The following is a 19568-nucleotide window of genomic DNA, read 5'->3' as shown; positions in this document are numbered from 1 at the left end:
GCTGTTCATTAATAGACAACACATAAATCATTTTTAAATCCTAAAATTTTATACAAGTGAAATCCATACACCCTAAATATTCCAAACAGAAAATATATTTTATTCCTTTTTTAATCCTTTTCTTCACGGGCTCTTTACAGGCTCAGCAGCTAATTGAAGTCAGTGGGATTATTAAACATACGGATACTCAAAAAGGCATCGCCGGAGCACAGATTCAGGTTGAAAAAACTCAGGATACTGCCATAACAAATCAGGATGGATCATTTACATTGAGGACAAGAGTGAAAATACCTTTCAGAATTGTTATTACCAAAGATGGATTTGCCGGGCAGACCACTGAAATTCTCTCACTTTCCAATAAAATTTCAATAGATCTGAATCCTCAGAATACCATCATCAATGAAGTTGTGGTTTCAGCCTCCCGTGTTCCTGAGAAAATCCTGAAGTCACCGATTGCGATTGAAAAGATTGATATTAAAACCATCCGCGAAAGCCCGGCCGCCAGCTTCTACGAAACATTGGAAAATGTAAAAGGGCTGCAGCTTTTAACCTCCAGTCTTACCTTAAAAGTTCCCAACTCCCGGGGATTCAATTCCCCGAATAACTTCCGCTTCATGCAGCTGGTAGATGGAGTAGATGTGCAGTCTGCCACACTCGGAGTTCCGCTGGGAAATGCCATTGGTCCTACAGAATTGGACATCCAGTCCATGGAGATTACTCCCGGGGCAGCTTCAGCTCTTTACGGAATGAATGCGGTGAACGGTTTGGCCAGTCTTCAGACAAAAGACCCTTTTACCTCAGAAGGAGTAAGCCTGTATTTCAGGGGAGGCGTGAACCACGTCGACAATATCAATCACAAAACCGCTGCTTTAGGAGAAAGCGCATTCAGAATTGCGAAGGTGATTAATAAAAACTTTGCGGTAAAAATCAATGGTTCCTATTTCAGCGGTGTAGACTGGATTTCGGACAACAGAACAGATCAGAACCCTAACTCACTGATCACGGCCAATCCCAATTTTTCTTTAAATAACAATCCGGCCGAAGATCTTTGGAACAAATACGGGGATGAAAGAAACAACCGGACTTCTGTAAAAGTGAATTATAATGGAAAACCAACAACCTTTAATGTTTCCAGGACAGGTTATTATGAAAAGGATCTGATAAGCCCGGAAGTAAAAAATATAAAGTTTGATGCCGGATTATATTACCGTTTCGGGGATCAGTGGAAAACATCATACGTCTACCGATACGGTTTGCTGGACGGAACTTTCCAGCGGGGAAATAAAATTCGCCTGCAGAATGCCACCGTTCAGAACCACAAGGTGGAGCTTACAGGTAAAGAATTGACATTCAGAGCTTATATGTCGATAGAAAATACAGGAGATTCTTATAACCTGAAACCCCTGGCAGATAATCTGGATCTTACCAACCTTTCCAATAATAACTGGAAAAATATATTTCAGTCCGCTTTACAGGACAGGCTCAATTCCGGAGTCAATCTGAATGATGCCTTTATTTTAGCCAGACAGGAAGCAGATAAGAACAGAGTATTACCCGGAACAGCCGCTTTTGAACAGTTAAAAAATACAATCATTGGCATTAATAACTGGGATTCCGCCAACTCAGGAATTGCTGGAGCTCCGGCCACCGGAGGGGCAAAGCTTGACCAGAGATCCCGCTTTTACCAGGGAGAAATTACTTATGATTTCAGTAGGTTCATCAAAGTATTCAGTCTATTGGCAGGAGCAGATTACCGCCTTTACAGCATCACACCGGACGGGAATAATTTTGTGGATTTCGGAAGACCTGTCAGTGAAAGAAATATTCCTTTGCCGGACGGTACTTTCGGGAAAAATGTAATCTATCAGAAGTATGGAGCTTTTGCCCAGCTTACCAAACTTTTTTTCAACGATAAACTAAAAGTGAATCTGGCATTGCGTGCCGACAGAAACCCGGAATTTGAAACCAAGTTCAATCCGCGTGTAAGCCTTGTGTATTCTCCGGTTAACCAGCATAACTTCAGAGTGTCTTTCCAGAACGGTTACCGCTTTCCTTCCTTATTTGAAGCCTTATCTTTTGTGAATAACGGAAACGTAAGAAGAGTAGGAGGCCTTTCTATGGCGAACGAAGGACTGGGCTACCTTGAAAATTCTTATACGCTGGCTTCCATCGACCAGTTTATAGGGGCAGTGAATAAAGATGTAGACGGAGGACTCAGCCAGAACCAGGCCGCTTTGAAAAACAGAAATTTGTTAGCCGCCGCCAACCTGCCTAAATTACAGCCGGAAAAGGTAAATTCCTTTGAAATTGGATATAAATCAGCCCTTTTTAACAGCAAACTGGTCATCGATTGGGACTTTTATTACAATGTTTACGAAGGTTTTCTTGGACAGGTAGAAGTGGCTGTCCCTAAAAATGAAACCATAGGAACGGATAACGCTGTTTTGGCCATGCTGGACAGAAGCAAGCAGGACCGGTACAGGGTATATACCAATAGTAATACTACCTACAAGAGTCTGGGAACTTCTCTAGGAATCCGCTATAATCTGGTAAAGAATTATAATGTGAATGTGAACGTATCTTACAATGATCTTATTTCTACCAACACTTCAGACCTTTTTATTACAGCTTTCAATACTCCCAAATGGGCAGTCAATCTGAGCTTTGGAAACAGAGAAGTTGTCAAAAATATAGGTTTTACTGTAGCAGCTAGATGGCAGAACAGCTTTTTATGGGAAAGTCCGCTGGCATCGGGAAATATTCCGGCTTACTATACCATCGATGCACAGGCCACATGGAGAATTCCTGAAATTAAAGCAAATGTGAAAATCGGAGCCACCAATCTGCTGAACCGCAGGTATCTTCAATATGCGGCAGGTCCTGAGATCGGAGGGCTGTATTATCTGGCTTTTACTTACGATTTAAAACTCTGAAAACAATGAGCAATACATTATATCCTATATTCTTAAAGCTCGACGAATTGTCTGTGCTCATCATTGGTGGTGGAAATGTGGCTTTGGAAAAACTGCAGTCTGTCCTGGGAAATTCTCCTGGAGCCCGTATTAAGCTGGTGGCCAGGGAAATTAATGATCAGGTTAGAGATTTAAAGCAAAATTATCCCAATCTTACCCTCCATGAAAGATCTTATACGGATAATGATTTTAACAGTGCCGATATTGCGATTGTTGCAGTCAATGATATTTTTGTTGCAGAGCAGATCCGGGACAGGGCTCATCAGAATAATACTTTGGTGAATATTGCAGATAAGCCTGATTTGTGTGATTTTTACCTGGGTTCAATTGTCCGCAAAGGAGATCTGAAAATAGCAGTCTCTACCAATGGAAAATCCCCGACGATAGCCAAAAGAATCCGTGAAATCCTCACGGAAACCATTCCGGATAAGGAAATGGACGGCCTGCTGGATAATATGCAGGATATCAGGAACCGTCTGAAAGGAGATTTCACCTACAAAGTGAAAGAGCTGAACAGGCTCACTACAGAATATCTGGGAGAGCAGGAAATTCATCCCGCAGAAACAAAGCTGGAGATGGAAAAACTGATTAATATTACCAAAACAGTACAGCGCAGAGCCAATATTTATTTAGGAATTATTGGAGTTTTAGCGCTTATCGGAGTACTGGCTTTGATTATTTATCAATTTAATCTGTCAGGAGATATCCAGAATTTTCTCAGTAAAGACAGGTATATTTTTTACTGGATGCTGCTGGCAGGGTTCCTGGCTGAAATTGTTGCCGGGTCAATGGGAATGGGTTATGGTGTAATCTGTACAACAATTCTTCTTTTGTTAAATGTTCCACCACCGGTTGTAAGTGCCAGCATCCATTCTGCAGAGTCGTTTACTTCAGCGGCCGGAAGCATCAGTCATTATAAACTGGGAAATGTTAATAAGAAAATGGTCTGGGTCTTATTTCCTGTTGCGGCAGTCGGAGCATTTATCGGAGCGTTTGCCCTTTCGCATTTCGGGGAATATTATGCCCATATTGTAAAACCCATTATTGCCTGTTACACCCTTTATTTAGGAGTGAATATTCTCAGAAATGCCTTTAAGGGAAAAGAAAAAAGATCAGGAGGCAGACAGCATAAGAAGAAAACGAATCTCAGAATTCTCGGTTTGGCGGGAGGCTTCATCGATTCTTTTGCAGGGGGAGGATGGGGACCACTGGTTACCGGAACCCTAATTAAAGAAGGCAGAACACCGCGATATGTAGTGGGGAGCTCAACCATGGCCAAATTTTTACTGACCATTGTAAGTGCCGTGACGTTCATTTTTACCATCGGGATTCACCACTGGAATATTGTGCTCGGACTTCTTCTGGGAGGTGTTTTTACCGCTCCTTTTTCAGCCATGTTTGCTTCACGGCTGCCGGCAAAGAAAATGTTTGCTGTTGTGGGTGTAGTAGTTATTATCATGAGCCTTGTTACGATTGTGAAGTCATTGGTATAGATCTCTTTTCGGCTGCATAACTTCAGATTTCATTTCCTGAATACCTGATCCGGGACTGCATATCAGTTATCGAAATTTTAAATCGGATATAAAACTTTGAAAATCAAAATAATGTTAGATTTGTTGGGTACAGATATAAATTGTTTAGTTTTATTATATTTGAGAAAATCAAAAAGTAAAAATGTTTCTAACAGAATGTCCTAGAGATGCCATGCAGGGTTGGGGAGAATTTATCCCGACCAGTAAAAAAATAGATTACATCAATTCCCTGATGGAGGTTGGGTTCGATGTACTGGACTGTCTGAGTTTTGTTTCCCCGAAAGCAATTCCACAGATGGCCGACTCGGATGAGGTTGCTGAAAATATTGATAAATCTCTCTCCAATACAAAAGTCTCTGCGATCATTGGGAATTACAGAGGTGCCGAAAAAGCACTGAAACATCAGTCGGTGGATATTCTGGGTTTTCCGTTCTCTATTTCGGAAACATTTCAGCACAGGAACACCAACAAAAACCAGGAAGAAGCTTTTGCAGAAGTCATCAGAATGCTTGAACTGGTTAAAAGCAAAGGAAAACAGCTGAATATCTATTTTTCTATGGCTTTCGGAAACCCTTACGGAGAAATGTGGAAATGGGAAGATGTGGATTTCTGGGCAAAAAGGTTTTCAGAAATAGGAATTAAAGACATTCTGCTTTCCGATACTACGGGAGTTGCCACTCCTGAAACCATAGCGCTTTTGTTTGAAAAAATCCCGTCAAAATATCCGGACATCAATTTCGGAGGACATTTCCATAACCGTTACGAAGATTCTTATTCAAAGCTGAAAGCAGCGTATGATCAAGGTTGCAGAAGATTCGACAGTGCCATTAAAGGAATAGGTGGATGTCCGATGGCAAAAGATGACCTTGTAGGAAATATGCCGACAGAACAGGTAATCAATTTTATGAGCGTGGAAAAAGCAGCGCATAAACTGAACCTGCTGAATTTTGAAAGCTCTTATAATAAAGCAAAGGATATTTTTCATTTTTAATAAATTCTTATCAGGCAGATAAAGCAGTAAATTTTAGACAGAAATCCGGTAAATTTGCTTGAAAAATCAATAGGAGCGGGTTTTAACCCGTTCTGTTATATTAAAAAATCAATCCGGCTTTAGTCAAAGCCTATTTTACCATTAATTCCAAAATTAATAAACATGCCACCCATCATTTCACCATCAGAATTAAAAGATATTTTCCAGAATCCTGACCTCATCATCCTTGATGCCAGAGCTGGAAAAAATATGTATCAAACCTATCTTGAAAAGCATATCAAAGGCGCCCGATTCATAGATTTGGATAAAGATCTGGCCCAGATAGGAGACGACGCTGCCTTTGGAGGAAGACATCCTCTTCCGGCCATTGAAAAATTTGCAGAAACACTGGCAGGATTTGGTATTGCTGAAAATTCGCAAGTGGTAATCTATGATGATAAAAATGGAGCTAATGCAGCAGCAAGAGCCTGGTGGATGCTGAGGTCATTTGGACTTCAGAATGTACAGGTTTTGGATGGCGGAATTCAGTCTGCTGAAAAAGAAGGACTAGAGTTTTCATCCGGCGAAGAGATATTTAAAAAGGCGGATTTAATTAAAAAAGAGAAATGGCTTCTTCCATTGAAGAGTTTGGAAGATGTTGAAAATGAGCTAATAAACTATTCGTCAACGGTTGTAGATGTAAGAGATGCTTACCGCTACAGAGGAGAATCTGAACCGATTGATCTGGTGGCCGGACATATTCCCGGAGCCATCAATATTCCTTTTTCAGAAAACCTGGATGAAAACGGAAACTTCCTGAAACCCGAAGTTTTAAAAGAAAAATATAGACAGATTTTAAAAGATAAACCTCAACATCTGATCATCCATTGCGGATCAGGTGTTACCGCCTGCCATACTATTTTAGCTCTGGATTATGCAGGTTTTCCGGTTCCTGATCTTTATGTAGGCTCGTGGAGCGAATGGAGCAGAAGGGAAGGAAAGGAGATTGCAAAGGAGGGTTAAATTACTGAAAGCTAATTATGAATATAATTTCCGATAAGTTTTCCCTTTAAAAATAGAACTATTTTAAGATCAAACACAGAAAATCCGCCTCAGTTGTGAGACGGATATTTTTTTGATTGCCAGAGAAACAATATCTTAAAATCTCAATCTGTAACCCCATCAATAAACTTTGAAAAGAAAGATTCAAAAAACAATGTTGAAGCTGAATGAAAAAAAGATCTAAAGCATTGATTACATGAAGCTAAAAATCCACTTCAAATGCAGATTTTAATGAATCGTAGTTTTACTACAATTATGCAGATTTTAATAAAATTATATATTTAGCGTTCAATTTTTTATCTAACTTAGGTGACATAATATAAAAACACACCCAAAATATTATGAAAAACACCTCAAATTCTAATAAGATTTCAGAAAACCATATTTCGGGTATTAACCGTGTGGTCAAACTGGAAATTGTGATTGAGGGCAAGGTTGTCAATCACTTCAAACACTTTCGTTTACAGCAGAGTGCGAGAAAGCACCATGATTTTGAACTGGTATTGGCTCATGACTCTTTAGGTGAAGCCCAAAATCACAACCTTGAACAAGCCCAGAAGTTTTTAGGAAAAAGAATTACCATTGTTTTTAAATATAAAGATGCTGAAAATGACAGTCCTGAAAGAACATTTGTGGGTCTTATTACCAAAGTGGCATTCAGCCAGGAAAAAATGAGCCTGGGAAATATTATCTTAAAAGGAAAAAGCCCCACCATCCTGATGGATTCTGCGCCACATACCCAAAGTTTCGGGGGAGGGCAGGAGGTGAATACAAATATTATTGCCAATCGTATTATCAATGAGACATTAGGATCAAATAAATTTGATTTCAGGATAGATACCCAAAACAAAAGCTATATCAGTTACAGCTCACAATACAATGAAACCCATTACAATTACCTTACAAGAATTGCAGAGGCCTACGGAGAACAGTTTTATTATGACGGTGAAATCCTTCATTTCGGGAAGCTTCCCGCTTCTGAGAAACCTATCCAGCTGGTGTATGGAAGCAATGTAACTGATGTGAATGTTGAGCTAAAGGCCGTTCACACCAAACCGGAATATTTTGGCTATAACAGCAGCAGTCATACCAAAATGGTTGGTGCTGATGATCCTGTAAAGCATGTAGGAGAATTGTCTTCCAAAGCTTATCAGCTAAATGATACTATTTTTACTACCCGATCACTGACTCCCACTCCCATCAATGCCAATATGTTCCGTGATGTGGATGATTCCCAGAAGAGTGCAAGAGGAAGTAAAGCAGTAGAGGTGTTTACAGTTACAGGACATACAACAGTTCCATTCCTGTATATTGGATGTGTTGCAGATTTAGCCATGAGAAAGACGGACAGCAATGAAACCTCACATTTTACAACCCTTATGATTACAGAGGTAACTCATGAAGTTAATGCAAGAGGCTATTATACAGGAAGTTTTGAAGCAATCGCTGAAGGCACCGGGTTTATGCCAAAACCTGATTTTGAAATGCCCAAAGCTGAACCTCAGGTAGCCACTGTTATATCCAATGTAGATCCATTGAATCAGGGCAGAATACAGGTTCGTTTTGACTGGCAGTTAAATGATACCACCCACTTTATAAGAATGATGAGCCCGGATGCAGGAGGAACAGACGCAGTCACTCAAAATAGGGGTTTTGTAGCCGTTCCTGAAATTGGTGACCAGGTCATGGTAGGATTCGAATACCACAATCCCGATTTTCCATTTGCAATGGGAGGGATGTTTCATGGACAGGTAGGCCTAGGCGGAGGCGTAGACAATCATCTGAAATCTATACAGACCCGAAGCGGTATTAAGGTTTTAATGAATGATGCAGAAAAAAGTGTAACCATTAAAGACCCAAGCGGAAATACCTATTTTATGGATGGCCAGGGGAACATTCATGTTACTGCGCCGAAGAACATGACCTTTACGGCAGGTGAAGATATGCATATTTCCGTGGGAAGAAATATGACCACCAAGATTGGACAGGACAGTACCCTGAATATTGGAAATGATCACACTGAATCTATTACAAAGAGATATATTCAAACTTCTGAAAATAAAATAGTTACAGTTAAGCAGGATCAGACGGAAAGCACAGGTAATAAATTTAAAAGCACTTCCGGGGAAGCTGATATACAGACCTCTAAAGGCGATTTAAAATTGAGAGGAACATCATTGGCTGTATTCCAGGGAGGAAAAGACGTTAAAGTAAGTAAAGGCTAAACCGAATATAATTCCGGCTTCAGCCATTGAATCCAATCCAAAAAACTAACACATGGAAGATCCAAATACTTCAGCGCACGATAAAAAGCTTTCTGAAAAAAGAGCAGAGCAGCAAAAGAAATCCAGTGAAGATTCTCCTGTAGAAAAAAGAGAACAGGTAATGCATGGAGCAAAGCTGAAGTGTCCCTATGCTCAGGCACCCGGGGAACTGAAAGTGACGTCTAATGAAATAAACCTTCAGGATCAGCCATTTGCAACAATTGGAGATGGTAACAATATGGTGAACCTTCAGTTTAAAGGAACCTGCGGGCATCCAAAATGGCCTGCAAGAAATATGTCTCCCCCACCATGTATGAGCGTTATAAAATTAAGTCCCTGGCAAAATCCTGGAACCTCTATTATACAGGAACAAAAGGTTTTGGTAAAAGAGTCTTTTATCAATTGTGACCCTGAATTTAATTCTGCCTCTCCGTCACCTATTCCGAAGGTAGATAGAATCTTAACACCAGAAGATAATATTTATACTGTTTCAGTTTACTATAATGATGTAAAAATAGATCCTGAGTCTTTCGTATTTATTTCACCGGAACCGACAATGCCTAAAATAAGAATTGAAGTTTATATAGGAAAGGATTGTATCCATAAAAGTTTGAGATTTAGATTAAAGACAGAATTTAAGTTTAAGGCAAGCGCAACACTCTATGACAGAAACGATGTTGATTATTTTCCGGCAAAGTCTGATGGGGGAAATGCATTTATGATTGCCAATAAAGGAAAAACTAAATGGGATGTTGACTTCCGGGGACTGTTTAGGGGGGGGACTGCTACTGTAGAAGTATGGAATGAAGCAAAAACTTCTATTATAAGTAATTTTCAATTTTATATAAGAGGAAAAAATCCTACAAAAGAAGTTGTAAAAAAATATATGAATGATAAGGGATATTTAAAGTATTGGCCAGTATATAGAATGATTCTTCACGAATCGGGCAGCGAATTTCATCCGGTTGTAAGACAGTTTTGGGATCCTGAATTTGTGGGAAAAGGGAAAAATAGAAAAGAAGCAGTATATGGACCTTCCGGAAGAGTACTTGAAAGCAAAGGAATTCCAAATTATGGAGAACCGGATGGTTGGGGGATGTGTCAAATAGATTTCACTTATGAAAAAAGAGAAAAAACAGATCAAGACTACATTACAAGAATAAATAAAAATCCTAATTATATCTGGAATTGGAAAGAAAATTTATCTATAAAAATGGATAAAAAGATTTCAGATAAACTAGATGCAGCTTCAAAACATTTAGAAAAACTATTAAAAAGAAGCAATTATAAGATAAAATCAGTAGAGCAAAAGGAAGGAAACCTTACCTATAAATGGTGCCCAACAACCATTCCGGAACTTTCACATTTAAACAAGTATATGCCGCAAAAAGCGGATAACTCTTCTGTTAAATCCTTATTGGATGCTGAATTTATAAAACTATATAATGGTGGACATTATATCACGAATATTGATAGTGATGGGAATGCAACTTTTAAAAACTATGAAGAATATAAAGGGATAAAAATATCTTACGTTGAAAAGATTAGTAATATAACTGAATGAAAAAATATATTTTAATACTAATACTGTTGATTTCCTGTGGGAGAAGTCAGTCTAAGACAATATTAAACAATGAGGATATCAATATCGCAAAAATTGATTCCACGGAGATTGATCATAAAACAATACTTCAACCAACATCTTCCAAAAAGCAAAATGTGCTAAAAGATGGTGATACATTGAATATTCCTTCGAAGTATACAATAGCTATCCCATTGGAAATTAATAAAAGAAAAATAGACATTAGCCTACAGCTCTCTAAGTCTGAAAGATTATTAAGAGGAAAAAATTATACTGTTGCTGAAATAGAAAATACAGATAACGTTTTACCTAAGTCTGCGTACGAATGTATAGAAGGAACTATTGAGCTTCAGGATTGGCAGACTATCAATAACAAATCATATTCTTATACTTATGATTATTATAAGAAAAAAAACTTTAAAGAAAATGATTTTGTAACTAAGAAAAAAATGATTTTCCGTAATGAAAATTATAATTTTATAACGATAACAGATATGGATAATGATGGATATGAAGATCTTCTTATTCTGGATCTCTCAAGTTCTATGAAAGACAATGATATGTACCAATTTTATAAATGGTCTGGAAAAGAAAGCAAATTTATATTTGTACCAGATTTTTTCAATAAAGCCGCATTCTATGGATGGGACAAAACCGGAAAATATCTCATAACAGGAGTGAGTGATACTAAAGAAAGAAAACTCTACAAAAATAAAGTTGTTGGAGGCCAACTAAAGATTGTTGATCAATGTACAGAATATGCAGTGTCAGATAAACTTTGCTGGTAAAGATTGTAAGAAAAGCTATAAAAGACCTGGAAACAAAATATAAAAATTCAAATGATTTTTACTAATGAGCTCAAAATAAAACGTTATGAGTGAAGTACAACAAAAAGATGATTATGCTGCAAACCCCAATCAAAAGTCTTTTGATATACCTCATCAGGTAGATCATGAAGTGAATGTGGTGAAAATATATTTTGCGAAACAGGTTCCTAAAATGATCTGGGAAAAGAAAGAAGAAACTTATCCTGTAAAAAGTGGCGGGCTGGTATCTGACGTAAAAAAGAAATATGAAAAAAAAGGAAGAAGAAATATCCAGGCAGATAAAGAAGATTCTGTAAAATTAAAAGCGAAAGATGAGGTGAAAATTACCTGGGAAGAAGAGGTGCAGGCGAAAAAAGCTGATGGAAGCCCGGATTTTGATTTTAAAAGAATAAACAGTACCACTATTAAAAAGAAAGTATGGGTAGTAGCCAATTGTGAAGGCGAAAGCGGAAAACTCTCTGTTGAGATTCATGAAAATAAATTGAAAAATACGGAAAACATCTATGAAAATCCTGTTAAGTTTTTGGATGGTGAAGAAGAGAAAAGTAAAATAGAATTCACAATCAACGGAAAACTGGAATATGCAAAAGAAATAACGATGCGTCCCAAAAGTGATGAAGATTTAAAAAAACTGATAGATAAATTTAATAAAAGAGATGACAGGAACGCCTTCTTATATTTCAAGGCTGAAGTAACAGGAACAGAAGATAAAGTGAAGTTTCCTGATGAAACGCATGAGTTTTTAAATAAAGATAACGAAAGGTTTGAAATCAGATACTGTAATTGCGGAAACAATTATGATATTACCTGTACCCGATACAGCAAAAGATACGGACCCGCATACTGGGGATCGAAAAAACTTGAAAATTATGCAGATTGGGATACATTAATTGCAGACAATAAAATTACTACTGAAGAAAAGGCTATCTTGGTAGGAATGTCTGAAAATGAAGGTAAATTAGATTCTGTGCAGTCCTATGATTGGGATCTTTCCGGTGAGCAGATGATACTGACTGCCGGAGCCATGCAGAAAACAGTGGATCATACCGGAAAAGGTGAATTTACAACGCAGGTTGAAGAATTTAAAGATCAGTATCCTGAAAAATATGACGAATTATTTGTATCATGCGGATGGACGGTTGAGTCCGGGATTCTGTATTATAAAGATCCGTCAGATTCCAAAGCGGAAAAAATCACAGGAAATACATTATCAAACAAAATCAGAGAAAACTGTAAAGAATCCCTATTTGGAAAAACAGTGGAATGTAAACCTCTGCAGCCGATCGTAAATGCTGTTATTGATAAGACATTTCAGGAAAAACAGGTGCTGGATTTTATCAAGAGATTAAAAGAGGTAGTACTTCCTTTAACTCCTACAGGCTATTCATATAAACTGTCAGACTATTTAAAATCAAAATTAGGTAAAGCCACCGTACTGGATCATCACATTAACAGGCCGGGATTTGTAAAAGACGATTTCGGAGCTGCATTAGGCAGGTTTTTTGCCAAAAAAGATGCGGATACGGCCAAACAAAATAAAACTAAAAAAGAAGGCGAAAAATTAGAAAAACTATCAAGGAATCCTGGTGACTGGGGAGAGATGCACGGTACATATGAACAGGAAATTCTTGATGATTATGGTAATGCAAGAAGAGGTACCGATATGGATAAACGGTATGATAAAATGAAAAAAAATTCCAACCTGTCATGAAAAAAATTACATCCATCATAATGATTTTAATCATTTGTATTACCTGCGGAAACACTGCTTCCCACCGGGATCATTACGTGCAGGACAAAAAGATAAAGAAAGATACCATCATTAGATTAAATGATACTTTATCATTATACTATGCTTCCTATAACAACGATACTAAACTGTGGTATAATCTGTATATCGTTAAGAAAAAGAAACGTATAAAAGTAGATAAAGGAAATGAATATAAAGGTACCGGGAGTGAGCTCTTTTCCAGGCTATCCCCTAATGCAAATTTTGTAGTAGTGGATGCCATCATCAAAGATTATGTGCATGAGAGTGATAAAGACAGCACCCTGCATGAAAACTACACATGCGCCATTATCGATCTGAAAAAAGTAAAAATAGTAAAACAGATGCAGCAGGACTGTGATGGATCATGGAACAAAAAAAGCCAGTGGATTTCTTCAGGTGGTAAATTAATTTTCAAATAAAATAGTACGTGAAAATTATGGAACCGGTATTTCCCATAGACGTTAAATTAAACCTTCAGGAAGGAAAGAAATTTTACCGCTATTCCTATAACGAATATACTACCACTAATGGAGAAACTCATAGAAGCGAGCTCAACAAAAATTTTCATGTTACGCTAAAGCTTTTAGAAAAAGAAAGATTTGAATACCATATTGAAATTTTTGACAGAGTTCACCGGGACAAGGAACTTTCACTATCCGAAAAAGATTTTTTAGACCAGATTGCAGCGATTAATAATGATGTAGTGCTTATAACAGATGAATATGGCAGGTTAAAAAGCTTACAGGGATTGTTGGTTCTTCAGGATAAAGTAGAGAAAACGGTAGAAAAGCTTTCCCGATCCTTTGTCGGTAAGCAGGCGGAAGATCTTTATCAGTTTTTAAAAACATTTTACCAGAAGGAAAAATTAGTCTGTACAGATTTTTTAAAAAATAACCATTTTGGAATGATCCTTCATAAATTTTACGGAAGATATGAGAAGGAAAACCAGGTAAGGCATAGCGTACGCTATCGTAATTTTATGACCAATACTGTAATAGATATAGACGAAAGTATACAAACCGAGGCAATGCGTTGTGATGATGAATTATTACTGTTACAGTATACAGGTCATATTCCTTCAGATAAAAACTGGGAAATGTTTTATGGAGAAATGCAAAGAAAGGAAATTGCTTATCATAAGGAAACAGATGTTCCCAAGTTTGATAAATATAAAGGACAGATGTTATTGGATTTTGAAACCAAACAGGTTTTAGAGCATAAGCTTACCATAGAATTTTCCTTGGGAGAAAACTATCAAAAGAAAATCATCTATCATATCAAAGAAATAAGCCATGAAGAACTTTAAAAAAACAGGATGGATTGAAGAAATACAGCACCGGTTAGATCAAAAGTTGGGCAAAAACTTATATTATACTGGTTCTATATTTTTAGTATTAAAAAAAGAAAAATCTTAAGATGGCAACACGTATTACCATAACAGATTCCGGACAAACCCAAACTTTAAATAGTCCGCTGGCTCCGGATACTCCCGATGACTCATTACAGCGCATCAGTGACGTTTATTTTGCCAAAAAAGTGACAACAGACAACGGAACAAGAGTAAGTTTTACAAAAATTGATTCTACCCACGTACAGCGGGATCATCAGAATCAGGAAATTCCATACGATTCCATATTGGGAAAAACGGTGTATCTGATCATTGAGACCAGTAATATGGCCACTTTGAGTATAGATGCAGTAATAAGGCCTTCCACCAATACCATGACAGAAAATACGGATACATTACAGCTCATGCGTTTTGTATCTCCTGACCGATACGAGGCACAGAGGCTGTTCACGGTGCAGGTAGGAAATTTTGATGCCCTTAATAATAGTCAAGGAAGCCATGACCATTACAGTAATTTAAGTGACCATAACAATAAAGCCATTATTAAGCTGCAACTCAGACCCGATGGAAGAGCTGTTTTTGATGAATGGACCAGAAGACTGGCAGAAGGCAGTATTAATTTGGAAGTAGCAGTAGAAAGAACAGACAATAACCCCTGTGCCTATAAAGATGAACAGCAGGAAGTAAACGGAGCCGGTATTTTCTTAAATGATGATACTGCAAGGTTTAGGGTGGTGGGGAAAAATATATACAACATTCATCACGGCAGTAACTCCTACAATACTTTAGCCGTGATCAGTACAAATCCGGAAAGAAGAAGACGGATTCAGAAAGTGTTGAATAACCATTCTACTGATGTTGTTTATTTCTATTATGACCAAAATGATAACGAACACAGGATTTGTTCCAGAATTAAAGCAAGTGTAACCAGAAAAAGAAGGGTTAATACCATTCCGCCGCTTGCCCAAAGAGGAACTCTTTTAGAAACAATAGATTTTACAGCGAACAGAGCTGCCGGAGAACAGATAGATGCACATCAATTATTGGTCTATTCCAACGGAACTCTCGGTGACGGGGCAACCGACAAATGGTATGCTAACCAGCAAGGAAATGTAGAACTGGTGAATATGGATATTTTAGGAAATGCGGGAGTAGGACCACAGATTTTTGAAGCATTCAATTATAACCAGAACGGAGTCATTATCCGGTATGGATTCCAGCATACAAGGAGAAGGAGCATACAGCCGGATTTATTTGCCGGATTCTTAGGATCAGTAGCGCAATTCAGGCAGGAAGGGCACAACCATTATATCGTTTCTCAGGGTTTTTCTTATTCTGATGCGTCGTGTTACCCCAGTGCAGAGCATGTGAATGGAGAGGCTGGAGATTTGAATTTACTGACCACCCAGCAGGATGGAGTCAATACGATCCTTACGGCAGCGAATTTTGATTATGATAATGCAGTTATTCTCCGAAACATTCTTTATGATTTTGGATTTTTATTGGGGCGCTCAGAGAATTTTTCCAACACCTCCAATGCCAGTACTGCAGACAATGCCAGTACACGGTTACCTCATACCACCCATACAGCTACTCCCAGACATAATAATCATTTGCATGTTCACGGTTTCGCTCAAATACCAGATATATATGCGTAAAATTAACAGAGCCTGTTTTTTTGTCTTATTTTTCATTCTTTCTTGTATGAGTAAATCTCAGACAGGAAATGAAAAAGAAATAAAGACAGAAGCACATTCAGCAGAAAAAGGATCGCTTTTTAATACCAATAAAGCTGATTGTATAACGCTGCCCTTTGGCTATGCGGATATTTCAAAGCTGACAGCTGTTGAATCAGTTCTGTCTGCCGTACAGGATGAAAATAAGCTGAAAGAAATCAGTTCATTAAAATTTGAGAAAGCCATTAAAAAAGATCTTTTATTACTTCCTGAAGAATACAATGTTTTCCTGCCTTTTAATAAAAATGTCAATGAAAAATTCGACCGGATCAAAATTGCGACCGACTATCTGTGCTACGGAGAATACTCATTGTACTTTGTTGGGGTGTTGAATACCGTTCGTTATGCAGAACCCTATATGGAAAAGATCTATCTGGTTTCCATGAAGAATAACCGCCCGATTGATATGAAAAGAATTTATCTTAATTATCAGGGAGAAATGGGATTTGCCAATTATACCTTGTTTAACATAGACAAAAATTATATCATTTCTCTGCAGGACTATGAATTTACCGAAAGTCCTTTTAAGCTGAAGCCCTTAAATAAGTACCAGATTCTTTCCTCCGGAAAATTTTCCAGATATTATGATCATGATGGCTCTTATAAAGATGGGGAAGAGCAGGGCATCGTGAAAAACCACACAAAAGAAGGAAAATGGGTAGAGTTTAAACCGAATGATCATATAGATTTACAAAAATACCCTGAGTTTACAGATTCATACACTTACCTGGAAGCCGAATATAAAAACGGTTTGCCCGTTGGAAAATGGAAGTTTTATAAATTATTGCAGGAATATAATGAAGAAACAGGAGAACCAATGGTAGAGACAAGAAAAAAAGGAAAATGGATATATACTGAGATATACAAAGACGGAGTATTGGAAAAAAGAGAGTTTTACTAAGGGTAGAACTTGTTTTTCTTAAGTAAATAAAAAAGGCTCAGATTATACATCCAAGCCATTATTTTATAATTACCAAATTTAAATAAGGATATTAATTCAAGTCTTTAGTTTTTTACAACTTAAAGCATTCCCAATTCAAACTTAGCTTCTTCGCTCATCATATCCTTGTTCCAGCTAGGCTCAAAAGTAAGCTCTAAATCTACACTTTTTACGCCTTCCACATCTCCTACCTTATCCTTTACCTCCTGCGGCAGGGATTCTGCGACCGGACAGTTCGGGGTAGTAAGGGTCATTATAATTTTTACATCGCCGTCTTCGGAGATCTGTACATCATAGATAAGGCCCAATTCGTAAATGTCAACCGGGATTTCCGGGTCGTAAACGGATTTTAAAACCTTGATGATTTCCTCACCAATGTCAGCAATTTGATCGTCTGTAAATTTCATTTTTTAATCTAGATTGATATTCCTTTTCAACAAATCTTCCTGACGCATACGCCGGAAAACATTTGCCAAAGTTAAGACATCTTTTTCACAATAGTCAACTATTCGCTGCAAGTCTTTTTCTATGTAGTAGATTGATGAAACCATTGAGCCGTCTATATCATCTTTGGGAGTAGGAATTCCGAACACATGAGCCAGTAATTCAAGGGAAACAAAACTTTTATAGTCCCCGAATTTCCAGAGCTCCATGGTGTCAATATGTGGAATCTCCCATGGCTTTTTCCCGAACATCTGGAACGGGATGGGAGGCTGAATTCCATTGATCAGATATCTTCTTGCAATCCATGGAAAATCAAATTCCTTTCCGTTGTGGGCGCAAAGGATTACATTATTCAGTCTCGGGCTGTTGAAAATTTCTCCGAATTCCTGAAGTAATTTTTTCTCATCGTGACCGGAGAAGCTCTTAATTTTTAAAGTTTCATTCTTTTCTACCATTCCGATGGTGATGCAGATGATCTTCCCGAACTCGGCCATGATGCCTGCCCGGTCATAAAATTCTTCAGCAGTTACGTCTTCTTTTCGTTGAAACCTTGTTTTCTTGTCCCAGAGTTTCTGTTCGGCTTCAGGCAGTTCGTCCCAGGAACCTGATCCCGGAACTGTTTCAATATCAAGGAATAAGATCTTTTCTAGTGGAATGTGCTGTATCATATGTATTGGTGTTTTTATCCTACTGGCATGCCATTTTTTACAGGCAGTGACGGTGTCAAAAGAGTGACATCTTTTTTGTCTTCACCATATACTCCCATTACAAGACACTCACTGAAGAAATTGGCGATCTGTTTTCTGGGAAAATTCACCACGGCCATTACCTGTTTTCCTATCAGCTCTTCTTTTCCGTAGAGAGAAGTAATTTGTGCTGAGGACTTTTTAATGCCAAGATCCCCGAAATCTATTTCCAGCTGGTAAGAAGGGTTTCTTGCCTTTTCAAAATCATTTACAGAAATAATGGTTCCGCATCGGATGTCTATTTTTTCAAAATCTGCCCAGGATATTTCCGGCTTTATGGTCATGGTAATGAATTAATTAAATGTTCTACTTCTAATTTCTCTGCTTCATATTTTTTCTGAAGTTCGGATCCTTCACCCATTCTTCTGTAATACTCCAGGGCCTGGCCCCCGAAGAATTTCTTATAATGGTCCGATAATTCGGGAATCCGTGGAAATACTTTATGAAAAAGCATTTCAGAATAAGCCTGGAATTCCCGTTCGTTTTTATCTTCGATGACCTGTCCGGGAGCTTTCTGACGTACATGAAGCATTTCATGGGCAACCATATTCAGGACAAGGTTAAGATCAAAATCAAATAAATTCTTTGGAATCATTACAGTTTGAGGTCCGCCTAATACCCCTTCTGCTGTTAAAAGCATAGAAGTGGGAGAGAGCTCTTCCCGGAATCCAAAACCGGCAAAATTTTCATGTTCCAGGTCAAAAGAATGGATTAGAAATTTGGCGGCATCCAGAATCTGGTTGTGTTCCTTATAAGCCTCAAGGTGTAAGTTGATTTGCTCGAAATTCATTCAGAATATGTTTTGAACAAATGTATTAAAATATTTATAGTATTGCTTTCTTAAAATCGAATTTACATAGGGTTTATCTGTACTGTTAAATAGAAAAGAAGCTGATAACTTACAATATAAAATGATAAAGTAACAAAGGTAAAATTAGTCATATCTGTTTTTTTTATGCATAAAATATTTAATAATAATAATTTATTATTAAATTATTATACAGAATGCTAAAATTGATTAACTTTACAAAAACATACATTATGAAAAAATCTATCCTCTCCCGATTTCTTCCTCCAAGAAAATCTCAACTGATATTACCCTTCAATTCCTCAAACCTTAAACCCTGGAAAAAATCTATATGCGTATCGAAGTATATCGACATGTTATCTTTTGATTGATTGCAGAAAATCTTGATTTTTGCAAAATATTATTCTCAATAGTTAGAATTAATAGTTGTATTAATAAAGTAAGATTCTAAAAACACATTAAATAATTAAATGAACTTCAACTATAAAGCTGTAATTTTTACTAAAATGTATTATTAATTGTTTGCCAAAAATATTAAAGTTTTGCTGGTCCCTCAAAAGTAAAAC

The 19568-nt window shown here is 37.5% G+C and carries 16 protein-coding genes; 12 read left to right on the top strand and 4 right to left on the bottom strand.

From position 1 onward, the window contains the following. Nucleotides 1–56: 56 nt before the first annotated feature. From ACM40_RS03775 to ACM40_RS03720, 12 genes are all read left to right on the top strand, one after another. Nucleotides 57–2933 carry a TonB-dependent receptor gene (locus ACM40_RS03775; RefSeq protein ID WP_048501466.1) on the top strand — a complete coding sequence of 959 codons (2877 nt, stop codon included), beginning with the start codon at nucleotides 57–59 and terminating at the stop codon, nucleotides 2931–2933. A gap of 5 nt (nucleotides 2934–2938) precedes the next feature. Beyond that, nucleotides 2939–4465, top strand: coding sequence for a TSUP family transporter (locus ACM40_RS03770; protein WP_048501465.1), 1527 nt, complete (start codon nucleotides 2939–2941; stop codon nucleotides 4463–4465). Between the two features lie 181 nt (nucleotides 4466–4646). Beyond that, on the top strand, nucleotides 4647–5495 hold the full coding sequence (locus ACM40_RS03765) for a hydroxymethylglutaryl-CoA lyase (RefSeq protein WP_048501464.1): 849 nt from the start codon (nucleotides 4647–4649) through the stop codon (nucleotides 5493–5495). Nucleotides 5496–5657: 162 nt separating this feature from the next. Then, nucleotides 5658–6497 (top strand): sulfurtransferase, encoded by an 840-nt coding sequence (locus tag ACM40_RS03760; protein WP_048501463.1) that lies wholly within the window; start codon nucleotides 5658–5660, stop codon nucleotides 6495–6497. 380 nt (nucleotides 6498–6877) lie between these two features. After that, a complete protein-coding gene (locus ACM40_RS03755; RefSeq protein WP_083996782.1) occupies nucleotides 6878–8761 on the top strand; it encodes a type VI secretion system Vgr family protein in 1884 nt (627 codons plus the stop codon). A gap of 160 nt (nucleotides 8762–8921) precedes the next feature. Beyond that, nucleotides 8922–10364 (top strand): PAAR-like protein, encoded by a 1443-nt coding sequence (locus ACM40_RS03750; protein WP_165579268.1) that lies wholly within the window; start codon nucleotides 8922–8924, stop codon nucleotides 10362–10364. After that, complete coding sequence (locus ACM40_RS03745; protein ID WP_048501461.1) at nucleotides 10361–11170, top strand: hypothetical protein; 810 nt, start codon at nucleotides 10361–10363, stop codon at nucleotides 11168–11170. Before ACM40_RS03750 ends, ACM40_RS03745 begins: the two co-directional genes overlap by 4 nt. 85 nt (nucleotides 11171–11255) lie before the next feature. Continuing rightward, nucleotides 11256–12920: a hypothetical protein gene (locus ACM40_RS03740; RefSeq protein ID WP_048501460.1), complete on the top strand. Its 1665-nt coding sequence runs from the start codon at nucleotides 11256–11258 to the stop codon at nucleotides 12918–12920. Then, on the top strand, nucleotides 12917–13399 hold the full coding sequence (locus ACM40_RS03735; RefSeq protein WP_131705326.1) for a hypothetical protein: 483 nt from the start codon (nucleotides 12917–12919) through the stop codon (nucleotides 13397–13399). Before ACM40_RS03740 ends, ACM40_RS03735 begins: the two co-directional genes overlap by 4 nt. Before the next feature lie 17 nt (nucleotides 13400–13416). Further along, the gene (locus tag ACM40_RS03730) at nucleotides 13417–14286 is read left to right on the top strand and encodes a hypothetical protein (protein ID WP_048501458.1); all 870 of its coding nucleotides are present in this window, start codon (nucleotides 13417–13419) and stop codon (nucleotides 14284–14286) included. Between the two features lie 110 nt (nucleotides 14287–14396). Then, the gene (locus ACM40_RS03725) at nucleotides 14397–15986 is read left to right on the top strand and encodes a hypothetical protein (protein WP_048501457.1); all 1590 of its coding nucleotides are present in this window, start codon (nucleotides 14397–14399) and stop codon (nucleotides 15984–15986) included. A 46-nt stretch (nucleotides 15987–16032) separates the two neighbouring features. Continuing rightward, nucleotides 16033–16965 (top strand): hypothetical protein, encoded by a 933-nt coding sequence (locus tag ACM40_RS03720; RefSeq protein ID WP_131705325.1) that lies wholly within the window; start codon nucleotides 16033–16035, stop codon nucleotides 16963–16965. A 119-nt stretch (nucleotides 16966–17084) separates the two neighbouring features. Here the strand turns inward: ACM40_RS03720 and ACM40_RS03715 are convergent, their stop codons facing one another. The 4 genes from ACM40_RS03715 to ACM40_RS03700 are packed head-to-tail and all read right to left on the bottom strand — an operon-like array spanning nucleotide 17085 to nucleotide 18984. Beyond that, entirely contained in the window at nucleotides 17085–17411 is a 327-nt protein-coding gene (locus tag ACM40_RS03715; protein ID WP_048501455.1) for an SUF system Fe-S cluster assembly protein, read from the bottom strand. 3 nt (nucleotides 17412–17414) lie between these two features. Further along, nucleotides 17415–18116: a 3'-5' exonuclease gene (locus ACM40_RS03710; RefSeq protein WP_048501454.1), complete on the bottom strand. Its 702-nt coding sequence runs from the start codon at nucleotides 18114–18116 to the stop codon at nucleotides 17415–17417. 14 nt (nucleotides 18117–18130) lie between these two features. After that, nucleotides 18131–18478, bottom strand: a complete 348-nt coding sequence (locus ACM40_RS03705) for a tRNA-binding protein (RefSeq protein ID WP_048501453.1) — start codon at nucleotides 18476–18478, stop codon at nucleotides 18131–18133. Beyond that, a complete protein-coding gene (locus ACM40_RS03700; RefSeq protein WP_048501452.1) occupies nucleotides 18475–18984 on the bottom strand; it encodes a hypothetical protein in 510 nt (169 codons plus the stop codon). Before ACM40_RS03700 ends, ACM40_RS03705 begins: the two co-directional genes overlap by 4 nt. Nucleotides 18985–19568 lie beyond the last annotated feature (584 nt).

Origin of the sequence: Chryseobacterium sp. BLS98 (assembly GCF_001045445.1) — a bacterium.
Classification (GTDB): Bacteria; Bacteroidota; Bacteroidia; order Flavobacteriales; family Weeksellaceae; genus Chryseobacterium.
The sequence above is the reverse complement of the archived record's forward strand: the minus strand, read 5'-3'. Positions and strand labels throughout refer to the sequence as shown.

Coding starts and splice junctions, on each gene's coding strand:
- ACM40_RS03770 (WP_048501465.1), top strand. CDS start 2,939: ATGAGCAATACATTATATCCTATATTCTTAAAGCTCGACGAATTGTCT.
- ACM40_RS03765 (WP_048501464.1), top strand. CDS start 4,647: ATGTTTCTAACAGAATGTCCTAGAGATGCCATGCAGGGTTGGGGAGAA.
- ACM40_RS03760 (WP_048501463.1), top strand. CDS start 5,658: ATGCCACCCATCATTTCACCATCAGAATTAAAAGATATTTTCCAGAAT.
- ACM40_RS03755 (WP_083996782.1), top strand. CDS start 6,878: ATGAAAAACACCTCAAATTCTAATAAGATTTCAGAAAACCATATTTCG.
- ACM40_RS03750 (WP_165579268.1), top strand. CDS start 8,922: ATGCATGGAGCAAAGCTGAAGTGTCCCTATGCTCAGGCACCCGGGGAA.
- ACM40_RS03745 (WP_048501461.1), top strand. CDS start 10,361: ATGAAAAAATATATTTTAATACTAATACTGTTGATTTCCTGTGGGAGA.
- ACM40_RS03740 (WP_048501460.1), top strand. CDS start 11,256: ATGAGTGAAGTACAACAAAAAGATGATTATGCTGCAAACCCCAATCAA.
- ACM40_RS03735 (WP_131705326.1), top strand. CDS start 12,917: ATGAAAAAAATTACATCCATCATAATGATTTTAATCATTTGTATTACC.
- ACM40_RS03730 (WP_048501458.1), top strand. CDS start 13,417: ATGGAACCGGTATTTCCCATAGACGTTAAATTAAACCTTCAGGAAGGA.
- ACM40_RS03725 (WP_048501457.1), top strand. CDS start 14,397: ATGGCAACACGTATTACCATAACAGATTCCGGACAAACCCAAACTTTA.
- ACM40_RS03720 (WP_131705325.1), top strand. CDS start 16,033: ATGAGTAAATCTCAGACAGGAAATGAAAAAGAAATAAAGACAGAAGCA.
- ACM40_RS03715 (WP_048501455.1), bottom strand. CDS start 17,411: ATGAAATTTACAGACGATCAAATTGCTGACATTGGTGAGGAAATCATC.
- ACM40_RS03710 (WP_048501454.1), bottom strand. CDS start 18,116: ATGATACAGCACATTCCACTAGAAAAGATCTTATTCCTTGATATTGAA.
- ACM40_RS03705 (WP_048501453.1), bottom strand. CDS start 18,478: ATGACCATAAAGCCGGAAATATCCTGGGCAGATTTTGAAAAAATAGAC.
- ACM40_RS03700 (WP_048501452.1), bottom strand. CDS start 18,984: ATGAATTTCGAGCAAATCAACTTACACCTTGAGGCTTATAAGGAACAC.